Source organism: Phaeobacter sp. JH20_37, assembly GCF_048056015.1.
GTDB lineage: Bacteria > Pseudomonadota > Alphaproteobacteria > Rhodobacterales > Rhodobacteraceae > Phaeobacter > Phaeobacter bryozoorum.
Genome location: NZ_JAYMWW010000020.1, coordinates 212,122 through 227,591 on the forward strand (window position 1 = coordinate 212,122; position 15,470 = coordinate 227,591).

The 15,470-nt window shown below is 60.8% G+C and carries 15 protein-coding genes; 7 read left to right on the top strand and 8 right to left on the bottom strand.

Annotated elements, in window-relative coordinates; genetic code table 11:
* Position 1 precedes the first annotated feature (1 nt).
* The 5 genes from VWZ87_RS17670 (at position 2) to phnN (ending at position 4,261) form a co-directional block, all read left to right on the top strand.
* Positions 2 to 1,111 (top strand): carbon-phosphorus lyase complex subunit PhnI, encoded by a 1,110-nt coding sequence (locus tag VWZ87_RS17670; protein ID WP_416536486.1) that lies wholly within the window; start codon positions 2 to 4, stop codon positions 1,109 to 1,111.
* 260 nt (positions 1,112 to 1,371) lie between these two features.
* Positions 1,372 to 2,229, top strand: coding sequence for an alpha-D-ribose 1-methylphosphonate 5-phosphate C-P-lyase PhnJ (locus VWZ87_RS17675; RefSeq protein WP_211002836.1), 858 nt, complete (start codon positions 1,372 to 1,374; stop codon positions 2,227 to 2,229).
* Positions 2,229 to 2,999 (top strand): phosphonate C-P lyase system protein PhnK, encoded by a 771-nt coding sequence (gene phnK, locus VWZ87_RS17680; protein ID WP_416536487.1) that lies wholly within the window; start codon positions 2,229 to 2,231, stop codon positions 2,997 to 2,999. Before VWZ87_RS17675 ends, phnK begins: the two co-directional genes overlap by 1 nt.
* A gap of 9 nt (positions 3,000 to 3,008) precedes the next feature.
* Positions 3,009 to 3,692 carry a phosphonate C-P lyase system protein PhnL gene (gene phnL, locus VWZ87_RS17685; protein WP_340544373.1) on the top strand — a complete coding sequence of 228 codons (684 nt, stop codon included), beginning with the start codon at positions 3,009 to 3,011 and terminating at the stop codon, positions 3,690 to 3,692.
* Positions 3,689 to 4,261, top strand: a complete 573-nt coding sequence (phnN, locus tag VWZ87_RS17690; RefSeq protein WP_416536488.1) for a phosphonate metabolism protein/1,5-bisphosphokinase (PRPP-forming) PhnN — start codon at positions 3,689 to 3,691, stop codon at positions 4,259 to 4,261. The genes phnL and phnN overlap by 4 nt, the downstream gene beginning before the upstream one ends.
* Here phnN and VWZ87_RS17695 read toward each other — a convergent pair.
* Entirely contained in the window at positions 4,243 to 4,926 is a 684-nt protein-coding gene (locus tag VWZ87_RS17695; protein WP_416536489.1) for a DUF1045 domain-containing protein, read from the bottom strand. The genes phnN and VWZ87_RS17695 overlap by 19 nt on opposite strands.
* A 52-nt stretch (positions 4,927 to 4,978) precedes the next feature.
* Here VWZ87_RS17695 and VWZ87_RS17700 point away from each other — a divergent pair, with 52 nt between their 5' ends.
* Positions 4,979 to 6,121, top strand: coding sequence for an alpha-D-ribose 1-methylphosphonate 5-triphosphate diphosphatase (locus tag VWZ87_RS17700; protein WP_416536490.1), 1,143 nt, complete (start codon positions 4,979 to 4,981; stop codon positions 6,119 to 6,121).
* A gap of 25 nt (positions 6,122 to 6,146) precedes the next feature.
* Here the strand turns inward: VWZ87_RS17700 and VWZ87_RS17705 are convergent, their stop codons facing one another.
* From VWZ87_RS17705 to VWZ87_RS17735, 7 genes are read right to left on the bottom strand one after another with little or no spacing between them, the layout of a single operon-like run.
* Positions 6,147 to 6,623 carry a class I SAM-dependent methyltransferase gene (locus VWZ87_RS17705; protein WP_416536491.1) on the bottom strand — a complete coding sequence of 159 codons (477 nt, stop codon included), beginning with the start codon at positions 6,621 to 6,623 and terminating at the stop codon, positions 6,147 to 6,149.
* Positions 6,624 to 7,382, bottom strand: a complete 759-nt coding sequence (locus tag VWZ87_RS17710; protein WP_416536492.1) for a polysaccharide deacetylase family protein — start codon at positions 7,380 to 7,382, stop codon at positions 6,624 to 6,626. It lies immediately after the preceding gene.
* Positions 7,379 to 8,521, bottom strand: a complete 1,143-nt coding sequence (locus VWZ87_RS17715) for a glycosyltransferase family protein (RefSeq protein WP_416536493.1) — start codon at positions 8,519 to 8,521, stop codon at positions 7,379 to 7,381. The genes VWZ87_RS17710 and VWZ87_RS17715 overlap by 4 nt, the downstream gene beginning before the upstream one ends.
* Complete coding sequence (locus tag VWZ87_RS17720) at positions 8,521 to 9,108, bottom strand: histidine phosphatase family protein (protein ID WP_416536494.1); 588 nt, start codon at positions 9,106 to 9,108, stop codon at positions 8,521 to 8,523. Before VWZ87_RS17720 ends, VWZ87_RS17715 begins: the two co-directional genes overlap by 1 nt.
* Positions 9,105 to 10,217 carry a glycosyltransferase family 4 protein gene (locus VWZ87_RS17725; RefSeq protein WP_416536495.1) on the bottom strand — a complete coding sequence of 371 codons (1,113 nt, stop codon included), beginning with the start codon at positions 10,215 to 10,217 and terminating at the stop codon, positions 9,105 to 9,107. The genes VWZ87_RS17720 and VWZ87_RS17725 overlap by 4 nt, the downstream gene beginning before the upstream one ends.
* A complete protein-coding gene (locus VWZ87_RS17730) occupies positions 10,214 to 11,473 on the bottom strand; it encodes a glycosyltransferase family 4 protein (RefSeq protein ID WP_416536496.1) in 1,260 nt (419 codons plus the stop codon). Before VWZ87_RS17730 ends, VWZ87_RS17725 begins: the two co-directional genes overlap by 4 nt.
* Positions 11,470 to 12,681, bottom strand: a complete 1,212-nt coding sequence (locus VWZ87_RS17735) for a glycosyltransferase family protein (protein ID WP_416536497.1) — start codon at positions 12,679 to 12,681, stop codon at positions 11,470 to 11,472. Before VWZ87_RS17735 ends, VWZ87_RS17730 begins: the two co-directional genes overlap by 4 nt.
* Positions 12,682 to 13,122: 441 nt before the next feature.
* Between VWZ87_RS17735 and VWZ87_RS17740 the strand changes: the two genes are divergently transcribed.
* Entirely contained in the window at positions 13,123 to 15,468 is a 2,346-nt protein-coding gene (locus VWZ87_RS17740; protein WP_416536498.1) for a mechanosensitive ion channel domain-containing protein, read from the top strand.
* Positions 15,469 to 15,470 lie beyond the last annotated feature (2 nt).

The window sequence follows — 15,470 nt, forward strand, 5'->3', positions numbered from 1 at the left end:
CATGTATGTTGCCGTAAAAGGGGGCGAACGGGCGATTGACAACGCCCATGCGTGGCTGGCCGAAGAACGCCGGGGCGATACATCGGTGGCCGAGCTGAGCCTGGCCCAGATTCGCGAACAGCTGAGCCTGGCGGTGAACCGGGTGATGGCTGAGGGTTCGCTTTACGATCCTGACCTGGCGGCGCTGGCGATCAAACAGGCGCGTGGGGATCTGATTGAGGCGATTTTTCTGATCCGCGCCTATCGCACAACGCTGCCGCGATTCGGTGCATCTGAGCCGGTTGAAACGAGCCGTATGGCCTGTGACCGACGGATCTCTGCGACCTTTAAGGATGCGCCTGGTGGTCAGGTGCTTGGGCCGACCTTCGATTACACCCATCGCTTGCTGGATTTCAAACTGGCGGCGGAGAGTTATGCCGAAGATTTGCCGGAGGCTCAGACAGCTGAGCCGCGGAGCGAAGACACGCCACATATCCTGACTTTCCTCGATGGCGAGAACATTATTGAACAGGAGCCTCAGGACGATACGGAACCGGGCGACCTGACGCGCGAGCCGATGTCATTTCCGGCGGGGCGGGCGGTGCGTCTACAGTCGCTCACGCGCGGGGACGAAGGCTTCATCCTTGGCATGGCCTATTCGACCCAGCGTGGCTATGCGCGCAACCACGCCTTTGTGGGGGAGCTGCGCATCGGCACCGTACCAGTCGAAATGGAGATCCCAGAGCTGGGTTTCGCGATTGAGATCGGAGAGGTTGAGCTGACCGAATGCGAGACCGTGAACCAGTTCAAGGGGTCGAAAACCGTGCCACCGCAGTTCACCCGTGGCTATGGGCTGGTGTTTGGTCAGTCAGAACGCAAATCTATCGCCATGGCGCTGGTCGATCGCGCCCTGCGCTGGGAAGAACTCGGCGAAGACAACCTTGGCGCCCCGGCGCAGGACGAGGAATTTGTCCTAAGCCACGCCGACAATATTCAGGCCACCGGTTTCCTCGAGCACATCAAACTACCGCACTACGTGGATTTCCAATCCGAACTGGAACTGGTCCGCAAATTGCGCCGCGAGGCAGCGGAGCTGGCGGAAACGCTGGCGGCACGGGAGGCGGCAGAATGAGGCTAGTCTCCCCATCCATCAGTATTGCTCGTTTCGGCGTACCAGTCACCTCCTGGCCGATCAGGATGATTGGGCGATTTGTATTCAGAGCCGTCAAGGCCAATCCAAGTCCAAGTGCCATCAGGTTCTTTGCGGAGGCTATCCCTTCGACGTTTCTTTCGACGGTAGTCCCAAAGAGCGAACACCCCGAAGGCCAAAATCAAAATCCAGGAAATCAGGGGCGTTTGCATAAAACGGTTCCTGCAACGAATTGAGGCAACATGTCTGACTACAACTTTGCATATCTGGACGAACAGACCAAGCGGATGATCCGCCGGGCGATCCTGAAAGGGCTGGCGGTGCCGGGCTATCAGGTGCCCTTTGCCAGCCGCGAAATGCCGATGCCCTATGGCTGGGGCACCGGCGGCGTGCAGGTCTCTGCCGCCACGCTGACCCCGGATGACACGTTGAAAGTGATCGATCAGGGTGCCGATGACACCACGAATGCAGTTTCGATCCGAAAGTTCTTTGAAAAGACCGCCGATGTTGAAACCACCGAGGAAACGGAAAAGGCCAGCGTCATCCAGACCCGCCATCGGATCCCGGAGGCAGAGCTGACCGAAGACCAGATCCTGGTCTATCAGGTGCCGATCCCGGAGCCGCTGCGCTTCCTTGAGCCGCGCGAAACCGAAACTCGCAAGATGCACAGCTTGCAGGAATATGGGCTGATGCACGTGAAACTTTATGAGGATATCAGCCAGCACGGCGCCATCGCGACTTCCTATGCGTATCCGGTGAAGGTCGCGGATCGCTATGTGATGGATCCGTCTCCCATTCCAAAGTTCGACAATCCAAAGATGAATATGGCGGCGATCCAGCTGTTTGGCGCGGGGCGTGAACAGCGCATCTATGCCGTCCCGCCTTATACCAAAGTCGTCTCACTCGACTTCGAGGATTACCCGTTCGAGGCCAGCAAGGCAGATCATCCCTGCGATCTCTGCGCGGCAGAGGACAGCTATCTGGATGAGGTGATCCTGGATGATGCTGGCAACCGGATGTTTGTCTGCTCCGACACGGATTATTGCCGATCCCGGCGTGACGCGGGCCATCTCGGCCGCCTGAGCGAGGAGGCCGCGTGATGACGCCGCTGTTGCAAGTAAAAAACCTGGCCAAGATGTATGGCGCGCGGGTTGGCTGCACGGATGTAAGCTTTGATCTTTATCCGGGCGAAGTCATGGGCATCGTCGGGGAAAGCGGGTCGGGAAAATCGACCCTGCTTAACAGTATGGCTGGGCATCTGACGCCGGATCGGGGTGAGGTGGTTTTCGACACCCGTACAGACGGGCCAATGGATACTGTCACAATGTCGGAACCTGCGCGTCGCATGCTGGGGCGCACGGATTGGGCTTTTGTCCATCAGCATGCGCGTGAGGGTTTGCGGATGTCCGTTTCGGCGGGCGGCAACATCGGCGAGCGGCTGATGGCTGTGGGGGATCGTCACTACGGGAACATCCGCTCCCATGCTGCGGATTGGTTGGGGCGGGTCGAGATCGCCGAAAGCCGCATCGATGACCGGCCCACAGCTTTTTCCGGCGGGATGCAGCAGCGACTTCAGATTGCCCGCAATCTGGTCACCGGGCCGCGCCTTGTCTTCATGGACGAACCCACTGGCGGGCTTGATGTTTCGGTGCAGGCGCGGCTGTTGGATCTGTTGCGCGGGCTGGTGCGGGAAATGGGCCTGAGCGCCATTATCGTGACCCATGATCTCGCGGTGGTGCGTCTCCTGGCGGATCGGCTGATGGTCATGAAAGACGGTCATGTCGTCGAGGCTGGTCTGACCGATCAGGTGCTGGATGACCCGCAGCACGCCTATACCCAATTGCTGGTTTCCAGCGTTCTTCAGGTCTGAGGATCCGAGATGATTGAACTTCAAAACGTCAGCAAGAGCTTCACCCTGCACAATCAGGGCAGTGCGGTCATCCCGGTCATGGAAGGTGCAAATCTAAAGGTGGCCCCCGGAGAGTGCATTGGCCTGATAGGCGCATCCGGGGCGGGAAAATCCACTCTGATGCGGGTAATCTACGGGAATTATCTGGCGGCATCTGGCAGGGTTATGGTGGGCGGCGTGGATGTGGCGAAGGCGGCTCCGCGCGAGATCTTGGCGCTGCGCCGTGAAACGCTGGGCTATGTGAGCCAGTTCCTGAGGGTCGTGCCGCGAGTACCAACGCTTGATGTCGTGGCTGAGCCGCTTCTGTCGGTGGGCGTTGATACAGCTGCGGCGCGCGACCGGGCCGCGACCCTGCTTGCCGGATTGAACATACCGGAACGCCTGTGGCAGCTCAGCCCGACCACCTTCTCGGGTGGGGAACAGCAGCGGGTGAACATTGCTCGCGGTTTCGCCCATACCTACCCGGCGATGCTCTTGGACGAACCAACGGCGAGTCTCGATGCGCAAAACCGGGCGACCGTTCTGTCTCTGATCGAAGACGCCAAGGCGCGCGGCGCCGCCATTATCGGTATCTTCCACGATGAGGCCGCACGCGAGCAGGTCTGCGATCGTTTTGTCGATGTTTCAGCCTTTACCCCAAAGGCTGCTGCATGATCCTGGAGCCTTCGATAGCCCCTGTTATCGCTGTGGTTGGCCCCTCAGGGGTTGGCAAGGATAGCCTGATGGATGCGCTGATGGCCCGTCTGCCGGGCGTGCAGAAGCAGCGGCGCGTCATCACGCGGGCGCCGGAACTGGGTGGTGAAGACTATGAGGCTGTAAGCGAGGCCCGTTTTGCAGCGCTCCGTGCCGAGGAGCGGTTTGCGCTCCATTGGCAGGCGCACGGTCTGCACTATGCGATTCCACGAGAGATAGACGAGGCGCGTGGGGTCGCATCGGGCGTCTTGGTGAACCTTTCGAGAAAGGTGCTCCTCGAAGCGCAGGATGTTTTTGGGGTCCTGATTGTTCTGTCTGTCACAGCCACCCCAGAGGCGTTGGCGGCGCGGTTGGCCGAGCGCGGGCGCGAGGATGGCGCTGAAGTCAGCCGCAGGCTTGCCCGCGCGGCAACGCCGTTACCGACCGGGCTCGAGCATGTAATCGACATCGACAACAGCGGTGAACTGGACGGGGCGATCAAGGCCGCAGAAGCAGCCCTGGCCCCCTGGCTTCAGCCAGTCAGGGCATGACGATGGATCAGCTGAAAACGACCGTCGCTGCCCTCGCCGACCAGAGCCAGATCTCCAAGAACAAAGGGCGCTGGCAGCAGCGGCCCAAGCCGGTCCTGCAACATGCTTTCGATGGCAGGCAGTTCCGCCTTAGGCCGTTTGCCGGTCAGCGTGATGTGGAACCGGAAGCTGTCGCCGACATAGGGGTAGCCCCAGGTGAGAAGCGCCTGTTCCTGAGCGGGCGTCAGACCTCCAGTGCGGCGCCGATCCAGTTCAGCTGCCGAAGGTGGAGAGCGGAAATCTTCCAGATCCCGCACGCAGTTAAACGCAAGGCGGTTCAGCGACAGCTGATCTCCGGTTGGACAAAGGGCGAGGAAACGGCCAAGCCGTGTGAGCGTCAGCCCGTCCAGCCTAACTGGTGCCATCTCAGTTGCGAACTGCGCAAACCGCTCAGCCAGAGCGTCCGCTGTCTTGCCCTCAGCGAGCCGAAACGGCGGCTTTATGGTCGCGTGAAGCCCGTATTTGCGCGGCACGTCAGTGATTGCAGCAACGTCCAGACCGGTGTTCGTGGGATGATCCAGCGGACGCCCTTCGCAGAGGTCCCAGCCCAGCCAGCTGGATGCAAATCGGCTCCATTCCGCCTGCTTGGGCGGCACATAATAGATCGCGTATCGCGTGAATGTCACAATGGCCTCCTAGGTGTGGCCCGTTCTATAGCTCAAACCGTGTGAAACTCAGATGACAGAACCTATGATCCTTGCCAATGCCACGCTCGTTCTTCCCGGAGAAACCCGCACCGGTTCCGTCACCCTGAAAGATGGGCAGATCGTGGATATCGCCGATGGCGCATCCGTACCGAATGGGGCTATTGACCTTGAGGGAGACTTTCTGTGCCCCGGTCTGATTGAGCTGCACACCGACAACTTGGAGCGACATATTCAACCGCGACCGAAGGTCGACTGGCCCCATGCCGCGGCCATTATCGCTCATGATGCCGAGCTGGCGGGAACCGGGATTACCACAGTTTTTGATGCAATGCGCGTTGGCTCGATCAAGGCGGCTGAGTCCCGCTACGGCGCCTATGCCCGTAGTCTTGCATCTGAATTGCTTGAGCTTCGCGATCAGGCGGCGCTCAAGATCAGCCATTTTCTACATCTGCGCGCCGAGGTGTGTTCTGAAACCCTGGTACAGGAGCTGAACGATTTTGGGGAGGAGGACCGGGTCGGTCTGGTGTCCCTGATGGATCACACGCCGGGACAGCGCCAGTTCCGCGACATGTCAAAGCTGGAAGCCTATGTGAAGGGCAAGCATGGCTTTGATGACGAAGGCTTCCAAGCGCATGTAGCGGGACTGAAGCAAATGCGCGAGACCTATGGCGACCTGCACGAGGTCGAGGCGGTGAATGCTGCGCGCCGCTTTGGAGCGGTTCTGGCGAGCCATGATGATACAACTGCTGACCAGGTGGCGGTATCAGCCGGTCACGGCATCCATCTTGCTGAATTCCCCACCACCGTCGAGGCGGCACAGGCCTGCCATGCGCACGGCATCAAGGTGATGATGGGCGCGCCGAACCTGATCCGCGGGGGTTCGCATTCCGGCAACGTTGCGGCAAAGGAGCTTGCGGAACTAGAGCTTCTTGACGTGCTGTCCTCCGATTATGTGCCTGCGGCCCTGTTGCTGGCAGCTGCGCAGCTTGGCGATATCTGGGGTGACATGTCGCGAGGCCTCGCGACCGTCACTTCGGCACCGGCGGACGCGGTGAACCTGACGGATCGTGGACGTATCGACATCGGAAAGCGCGCAGATCTGATCCGCTTCCGAATGCGGGCAGGGGTGCCAGCGTTGTCTTCCGTCTGGTCACAAGGAAACCGCGTCGCCTAGTGCCTGCGCGGCAGGGCTGCGCCAGTCAGGCGCGATAGAACAGGTAGCGCCCCGGTGGAATATCCGCCGGGCCTTGCAACTCTTCAAATCCGACCAGCGGCTGACCTGAAACGATGACCCCGCCCGGCGTCATCACTGCCGCAATGGCCGGTGACAGAGCCGCAGCCTCGGCGATGTCCCGCTCCGGGACGCCGAAACCCAGATCATAATGGGCCAGCGCTATTGGGCTGTTCTCGCCGGCCAGCTGGTCCAGCATCGGGCGCGCCTCCCCTTGGAGGAAGTCTGCTTCTGGCGGCACGCAGGAGGGATGGCACTGCAGCACCCGGTCGATGACCCGCACCCTGCGGTCAGGCAATGTTTCGCGCAGGTGGTCATAGGTGCGGCCGTTGCCCAGCCCGATATCAAGAACATCACCGCTCAGGCCACGAATTTGGTCTGCGGCCCAGTTGAGCCCATCTCGCTGCGCGGTCAGCCGACGCAGCATGGAATCCAAGCGGCTCATTCAGTTAATCCTTTCATCAAAAACCCAAGCACGCCCCGGGCCGTCCAGCAGGCGGCGTATCACATCGTTGCAGAACGTCCATGTCACATCGTCCTGCACCAGATGATGGGTCAGGATGCCATAGGGTTCGGCGACATCTGCCTGCCCCTTGCGGCGCGCTGCGAGCTGCGTGACCAGCTGTGAAAGAAGCAACGCTGGCGGTACGAGTGAGCGCGTGCCCTTCCAGTCGATCGGGTCCAGATGCGTATTGATCTGCCATAGACCCGGGGCTGCCTTGGCCCGTCGCCGAGGAGCAAAGGTCGATAGCGCGCTATAGCCGAGACCGGCCAGCCAGGGTTCAACTTCGGCGTCGATCCGGTTCCAGGGAGGGACGAACATCGGTCTTAGCCGATCGCCAAAAAGCTCACGCAGACGGGTCAGGGCGTTCTCTGCATCCTCCAGCACGTCATCTATCGGTCGATGGGTGCCGAACTCGGCCTTCTTTTCACCATGCGGGGCATGGTTCTGATGCGCCCAGCCATGAACCACCGGCACCAGCGTGTCGACCTGAGCCAGCCGATTGGCAAGGGAGGAGGTTGCGTCACGTCCCACAACCGCGAGATGGGCAGGTAGCGCCAGTTGCTGCGATTGTTCGATTAGCCGGTCGAGCTGTGGTGTCGCCGCAATCGCGTCGTCATCGCGCCACCACAGCGGCAGGATCAGCCCATCCTCCTGCCACCTGGCAAGCTCCCGGTCCAAATTGGTCCAATCGGGTGTCATGAACGCTCCTTTGCCATTTCGCGGGCAATCTCTACCGTTCGGGAGGCGCCGTCAAACCGGAAGCCATCTGTTGGCCGTGCGGGTGCCGCCATAACCGCGTCAACGGCCCTGCAAAGCGCCTCCGGCGTCAGATCGGCCGAGGGTATCGCCGCGATGCCATCCAGCTGCGTGAGACTGCTGGCGCGCAGGGTCTGTTCGACCTCATTGCCCGCATCGAAGGGAACGATCACTGCGGGCACCCCTGTTTGCAACAGATCGAGCGCAGTATTGTAGCCACACATGCTGACCGAAGCGGCTGCGCCTTTTAGCATCTGCCTGAAATCTGGCCGTGCGGGCTCCAGATGTGCGAGTGTTTCGCCGTGCTCCGCCACCAGCTGGGCGATTTGCTCCGCTGCGGACGGGCCGCCCACCAGAATCCGCCAGCGTAGAGCGGGACGCAGCGCGGCGGCTTTGAGCGCGATCCGGTAAAGCGTTTCACCGACGGCGCCGCCACCGGCGCTGACAAGGATCTCGCCTTTGCCGGTTCCTTCTGGGTGCGGTGCTGGCGGGGGCGGTGCGACATATCCGGTATAGTGCAGCATTGACGAGATCGCCGGTGTGACAGGCCATGAGGCCTCTAACTGCGTGGCCTGGGGATCTGAATGAACCAGCACACCATCATAGCGTGTTGTCAGAATGGCCGCGGCGTCATCGGCCTTCTTGGGTTTCGAGGGTGGTGCCAGGATATCGCGCACGGATGCCAACACGACAGGTCGTTTCGGCAGGTCGTGAGCCGCATCGAGCAGTGCCAGAAATTCCTGCCGCAAGCTGCGCCGTCCAAAGGGGAACAACTCAGTGATGACAATATCCGGCTGGATCCGTTGAACCGTGTCGCACAGCATTTCGATCCGGCTGTCGAAATAGGCATCGTCGGTCACTTCACCGGTTGGTGTCAGCAGGCGCGAGAAACTGACGCCGTCTGATCGCAAAGGAGGCAGCTGCACGAGATCAACACCGCTATGATCAAGCTGACGCGCCGACCCGCCGCCGGAGACGACATAGGGCTGGTGTCTGGCAGCGCTGAACGCCCGGCCCAGTGTCAGGGCGCGTGACAGATGCCCAGTGCCCAACAGATGCGTGACGGCGATGAGGACTTTCATCACATGTCACGTTTGCTGAGACGCACTGGTTCAGCGACGGGTGTGAGCCTGACGTCAGCGTGTCGCTCCACCACGAACAACCGGTTGCGCTTGATCTGAAACGGGGCTGGCGAGTCAAAGTTCCAGCCATATGCCCGCGCCAGGATCATCCGCATGATCCCGATATGGCACACGGCCACGGTGTCCTCTGTCAACTGGGCGAGCCATGGCACGATCCTCTCCCAGACCTCCTGTGGGGTTTCGCCGCCGGGCGGGCGGTAGTCCCAGCCCCACTCCTCGATGTCGCGAAATCCGCTGGTCGGGTCGGCTCTTAGATCCTTGCCGTGCCGGCCTTCCCAGTCTCCCCAGTTCATTTCGATGAGCGCCGGGCTGGTCTGGGGGGTACGGTCTGCAACCAGCTTGGCGGTCTCGGCCGCGCGTTTCAACGGGCTCGACCAAAGCGAAGCTTGATCCCAAGGGGCAGGCAGGGCCTGCACGGCGAGTTCGGCACGTGCCGTGTCGTCCAACGGGATATCGCTGCGACCTTGAATTCGGCCGGCACGGTTCCAGTCGGTGTGGCCGTGGCGCAGGAGGGCAAGCCTGATCATGATGAAATCTCCAGCAAGGGTGAGAGCGTGGCCCACAATTTTTGTGCCGCCACCGGTGCGAGGTGTCGCGTGGCAATCCGGTCGCGGGCGCGTTTGGCTTGCCGGTTCCGCAAGGCTCCATCATCCAGCGCCCGTTCGAGCGCCCGGGCGTAGCCCGCAGCGCCGCTGTCTGTCGTTGGATTAAGGTCTGGTTCCTCCCATTGGGTGACGACATCGCACAGGCCAGGGCGATCCTGCGCCACGACAGGCACCCCATGGGCCTGGGCTTCAAGATAGACCATTCCAAACGCTTCGTTGACACCGGGCCAGAGAAAAAGGGAGGCCTGTTGATAGAGCGCCTCCAATGCCTCCCGGTTCAACTCACCAAAAAATCGGACATGCTCGCCGAAGGGGCGCATCAGGGTTTCGACCTCGGGGCGTGCCGGGCCGTCGCCAACGATGTTCAAGCGCCAGGGCTGGGATATCCTGGCCAGCGCATCCGCGAGCAGACGATAGGAGGCGAGCTTGTCGCCCGGTCGCATCATACCGACGCTCAACAGCGGGCCGGAGTGATCGCTGGCGGTTGGCAGCGTCTTCGCTGTCAAGAACGGGGGCAGGTGGACCAGCCTCTGGTCCGCGTATCTGTCGCGCAGCAAGGTCTCGTGGTCCTGTTCGGTCAGATAGAAGATGACCGCAGCCGCATCGGCCGCCTCATGGGCTGCCCTGGCGAAATCCGACCATGGACCTTTGAGCCTTTTGTTGGCGCGTGTCGATTCTACCTGAACATAGGGGATGCCGAGACGCTCCGCGACGGCAGGGCCGATCAGATCGGGGGCCTTGTAATAGTTGTGGTAGGTAAGCCAGAGCGCAGGCTGGTCGGCCTCGGGAGTGGCGCGAATCTCGGTACAGATGCGGTCGATCTCATGTGCTGCCTTGCCGCGCAGTGTGGCTTGGTGTTCGGTGTCACCGGATCTGTCATACACCCGAAGCTCGCTGGCCAGCGTGACGGTTGCCCCAGTCCCGGCGAGTAATCCCATCAGATTGCGGGCCATCTCTCGATCACCTGAAGGCACCGGGTGGCGCGGTGACTTCATCGGCGCATAAAAGGCAATCTTGTGGCCCCGGCTCATGTCTCGCGTATCATCGTCTTCAGCCGCTCCGACAGCCGGGCGATGCCGGGGTCCATGCCAAAATCATGACGCAGTCGAACGAGTGCCGCTTCTGCCATTCGGGCGGCTTGCTCGGGATTCCGGCTCAGGGTCAGGATGGCCTCTGCCAAGGCTTCGGGGGTATCTTGGCTGAGCACGCCGTGGGTGCCATTTTCGATGAACTCCGGGATCGCAGAGACCGCGGTGGACAGGATCGGCAGGCGCTGCGACGCGGCTTCCATCAGCACGTTAGGTAGCCCGTCCCGATCACCATCGCTGGCGATGCGGCTGGGCAGGACGAATATGTCACATGCGCGCATGGCCGAGATAACCTCGGGCTGATCGCAGGCGCCGCGCCAGGTGATCCGATCGACCACGCCTAGATCCTCTGCCATGCCTCGTAGCAGGTCTTTCAGGTCGCCGCCGCCGATGTGGGTCCAGTGCCAGTCAAGCGAACTGGGCAGGAGGGCGAGCGCGGCGATCAACCGGTCAAAGCCCTTCTTCTCGACCAATCGGCCGACCGACATCAGATGCAGCGGGTCGCCCGGAGCACGCCATCTGCGCTGGGGCGGAGAGGGGAAACGCGAGAGATCCAGACCGTGATAGATCAGGTCAACCCGGTCAGTTCTGTCCGAAAGCGCTTGCAGGTGTTTCGCCCCAAACCCGGTGCAAGTGGCACCAAAGGCAGCGCCATGTGTCGCGGCGGCAAGCTTTTCTTTCAGTTCCCACTCGGGGGATGTCCAGATGTCCTTGGCATGGGCGGAAAAACTCCAGGGCAGACCGCGCATGATGGCGGCATAGCGCGCCACTGAAGACGGCGTGTGCAGGAAATGAGCATAAAGCCCGAGGACCTGCTCCGGCATTTCCGCAGCCAGGACGCAAGCCTGGCCAAATCGGCGGATCCGGTTGCGGGAGGGATCGCGGCGCAGGTCCTGCCGCCAGATCCGATAGGCGGTCTGATAGCCGGGCATGGCCTGTGCCTGTTGCCGCGCGCTCCAGACACGATCAGGTTCCTGATAAAGATACTCCGGCAGGTAGTGGACCGCGGCGCTCAGCTTCTCATGTAAGGGGTGACGTTTGATATCCGTGGGATGACGAAGGGACCAGATTTCAAAACTATGGCCTGCGGCCTCCAGCGCGACCAGTTCCTGCGCGATGAACGTTTCGGACAGGCGCGGCCAACCTTTGACGATCACGGCAAGAGGCGGGCGCGACGGCGTGGTCTTGCGAGAGTTCATTCGGCGGCCTTCCCGCTGGTCTTATGCAGAAGTGCATCGACCCGGTCGGTTACATAGTCGAGACCGTCCAACAACCCGTCGGGGATCGCCGCCGAGGGCGGTGGTTGGTCGGCGAGCGCACGGATCGCACGGATCATCGCCTCTGGTGTCCAGCCGTCTCGACTCTCATCCAGCATGGCCGTCAGCCCAAGTTCTTCGGCGCGGCTGGCGCGGATCCACTGCTCAAGCCTCGGGGTGGTGCGCGGTACAATGACGGCGGGTTTGTCAAAGGACAAAACCTCGCAGAACGTGTTGTAGCCGCCCATGCAGACAACGCCCTGCGCCCCGGCGAAGAGGGTTTCGATCTCGGATTCGAACCCCACTGCTGTGACGCGGCCGTTCAGAGCGGCAACACGGGTCTCGAACTCGGTTCGGGTTTCGCCCGACAGGAAGGGGCCGTAGACCAGCATGGCCCGGGGTGCCAGGTTCGGGTCGCGTTCATAGGCGGTCAGGACAAGGTCGACCATCATCGCGCCATCGCCGCCGCCGCCGGGGGTGATCAGGACATATGGCTGTTCTGGAGGGGTTCCCAGCTCGCCAAGATCGCGGCGCAGATACCCGGTCCAATGCATCCGCGCCTGTGCGTCCGCGCTGAGGGGAAGCCCGGCGGTGGGATCATAGACGGAGCGGATGCCATAGACCCAGATCTCGTCATAGAATTGTTCAGTGGCGGCAACGGCATCCTTGCGGGCCCACTCGGTGGCCAGCACCTCCGGCTCATCCAGAACATCGCGCAACCCGAGGATCAGGCGTGTTTTGCCCTTGCGCTGCAGCTCTTCCAGGGTGGGCAGCAATTCGCCGCGAAACCCGGTTGGTTCCTTGTCGACGATCAGCACATCTGGGGCGTATTCCATCGCAGTAGATCGGATAAGACCTGCCCGCAGCGTGGTGGTCTCTTCAATCGACATTCCCATTGTCCGTGACGCATAGGAGCCGTCCGACCGCTTGATTACACCGGGTAGCCGCACATGGTCGACGCGTGAGGGAAAGGCGAAACGCCCGGCCACGGGAGAGCCGGTCAGGATCAGGGCCGAGGCCGACGGGTCCGCATCGGTAATCGCACCGGCCAGGGCCCTCGACCGTCGCAGATGACCCAGCCCGAAGGTATCGTGGCTGTAGAGCATGACACGGGGGCCGCGAGGGGTGCTGGAGGGTGCGTTGACTGTCATCGCTGGGCCTGCGTCTGGTACAAGGATAGGAGAGATGAAACACCGGGCAACCCAAGTCGGGAGGACGTGCAGAGATGTTCTGGACACGGGTGCCCATCCTCCGCATCAGCGGCTGTGCGTAACAGCTCGGCCAGGGTCCGCCTCAGCATAGTATCGCCTCAGGTTGCTCAGCCTGACACGCTACGGGCCAAGGCACAGATCATCGTTGCGTCAGATCCAGAACGTCGAAGGGAGAATCCTGCGCCCGTCGGCGTGGTCTTCCCTCCTGCGCTCTGTGTGGTACGCTGAATTTTCTATAACGTGCAGAGGTATAAGTTGCAATCAAGCGCTTGCGAACCGCACTTTCACCACTGAAACGCCGTGCCAAGGTGCAAAGACTTGATATTTTCACCGTTTTGCGGCCTTGGTGAAGGGATGGTTCCAAAAAATCGGGTTGTTCTCATGTGGCGAATGGTATCGCAGTATCTTGTCTGTTTGACGCTGGCGCTGGTTGTGGCGGCCTTTGGTCCGGCAGCAACATGGGCGCAATCGACGTCACCTCAGGGTGGGGATGATCTAGCCAAGGCGATTGAGCAGGCAGCTGAGAGCGGCGTCGGCGTCATCATCGTTGATGGTCGCGGCCAGCTGGTTTCGCCCTCGGATGCGCAGGGTGGAACGATACCTGTTCCCGCCACGGATCAGATGGAAGGGGCCTCGGCGCTGATGAAAGCGCAATCGGAGGTGGAGCAATTCGGGGATGCCCTGAAAAGTCGTCTGGAGGCGATGCCCTATTCGATCTTTGAGGTGCAGTACATCCTGCGACAGACGAGCCCGGATGGCCGCATTATCACCTACGTGAAGGTGCTCGGCTGGAGCTTGTTTCTGCTGTTCATCGGTCGCTGGGTCTCAGTCGAGATTTACGGCAAGCGTATAGCCAAGAAACATGTGGTGTCGCGGATCAAGGAACAGCCCGAAGGCTATCAGGATAAAATGCCGTTCCTGGTCTTCCGTTTCATTATGGGGGTCGGCGGTACAATTGTAGCCATGGCGTTTGCGTTGCTGACGTCCTATCTCATCTTCGGAACTTCCGGCAATTCATCGGTGAAATTCACCGTCACCGCGATCTACACGGCGTTTTTCTTGTCGCGGACAGTTTCGGACCTGTGGCGCATGGTGCTGTCGCCTTACCTCAGCCAATACCGCATTCCCGTGTTCTCAGACCGGGACGCTCGGCGTCTGTATTTCTGGGCCTCCGGGCTGGCGACCTACGATATCTGTTCGGTGCTTTTTGCGACTTGGGTTGGCGATTTCGGGCTCAATTACAATGTATATGCGCTTGTCTATGGCGTGTTGGCATTGGTTGGCACGTTCGGCAATCTTTTGATGGTTGTGATCAATGCGCGACCCATTTCCAACGCCATACGTGCAGGCCGCGCCCCGGAAACCTGCTCCTGGCTCGTCCGGCTTCTGTCTGTTGCCTGGGCACCTGTTCTGGTGGTCTACATCATATTTGGATGGCTGGAGCTCGCCTTCGATCTGGTGTTGGAGCGCGATATGTCGCTGCCGCTCATGGCGGGCAGCTATTCGGTGCTGACCTCTATTCTGGTTGTCTACGGCCTCATCAACTATGTGATCGAACGCTTCTTCAATCGGTCGCAGCGTCGGGTGCTGGTCAACGCTGCCGATGGAAGCGACGAAGACAGTGACGCAGAGACCAACGACGATGCCGAGATGCTTCCGCAACAGCAGCGGCACCCGATAGCCACTTTCGAAGATCTCGCGCGCCGCATCGCCGGTATACTGGCCTTTACCGTCGGCTTTCTCGCCATGGTCACGATCTGGAACCCCGAAGCAGCCTGGATGGAAAACTCCCGTCTGGACCGGATGAGCGATATAATCGTGATCCTGTTCATCGGTTATATTGTCTACCACATCGCCCGGATCTGGATCGACAGCAAGATCGACGAAGAGGTTGGCGACATGCCGGTTGGCGAATTAGGGGACGAGGGCGGCGCGGGCGGTGCCAGCCGGTTGGCAACCCTGTTGCCGCTGTTCCGAGGCGCGATCTTGGCGGTTGTCGTGGTCTCCATCATCCTGATCGTTCTGCTGGAACTGGGGATCAACGTCAGCCCGTTGTTCGCCGGTGCCGGTGTAGTCGGTCTGGCGGTGGGTTTTGGGTCGCAGACCCTGGTCCGGGATATCTTTTCGGGTGCCTTCTTCCTCGTGGACGACGCCTTCCGCAAAGGCGAATACATAGATATCGGCGATGTCAAAGGCACGGTCGAACGTATTTCGGTGCGATCCTTTCAGTTGCGCCATCACCTGGGAGCGTTGCACACCATTCCCTTTGGTGAGATCCGCGTGCTGACCAACTATTCCCGCGACTGGGTCATGATGAAGCTGCCGCTACGGGTGACCTATGACACCGATGTGGAAAAGGTGCGCAAACTCATCAAGAAACTGGGGCAAGAGCTGCTGGATGATCCGGTGATCGGAGACACCTTCATACAGCCGCTGAAGTCGCAGGGTGTGATCGAGATGCAGGATTCTGCAATGATCATTCGGGTCAAATTCATGACCAAGCCCGGCGACCAATGGCTGGTGCGCAAGAAGGTGTTTCAGGAAATCCGCGATCTCTTTGCGCGCGAAGGTATCAAATTTGCCCATCGCGAGGTTACCGTGCGTTTGGCTGGGGATCAGGTCGAGCAAACCCCCAAAGAGAAGCGCGATCTGGCTGTCGGGGCTGTTCAGGCGGCCATCGATGAGGATCTGATGGATGTGAACGATGGCGACGGTGACGATCGCTAGGA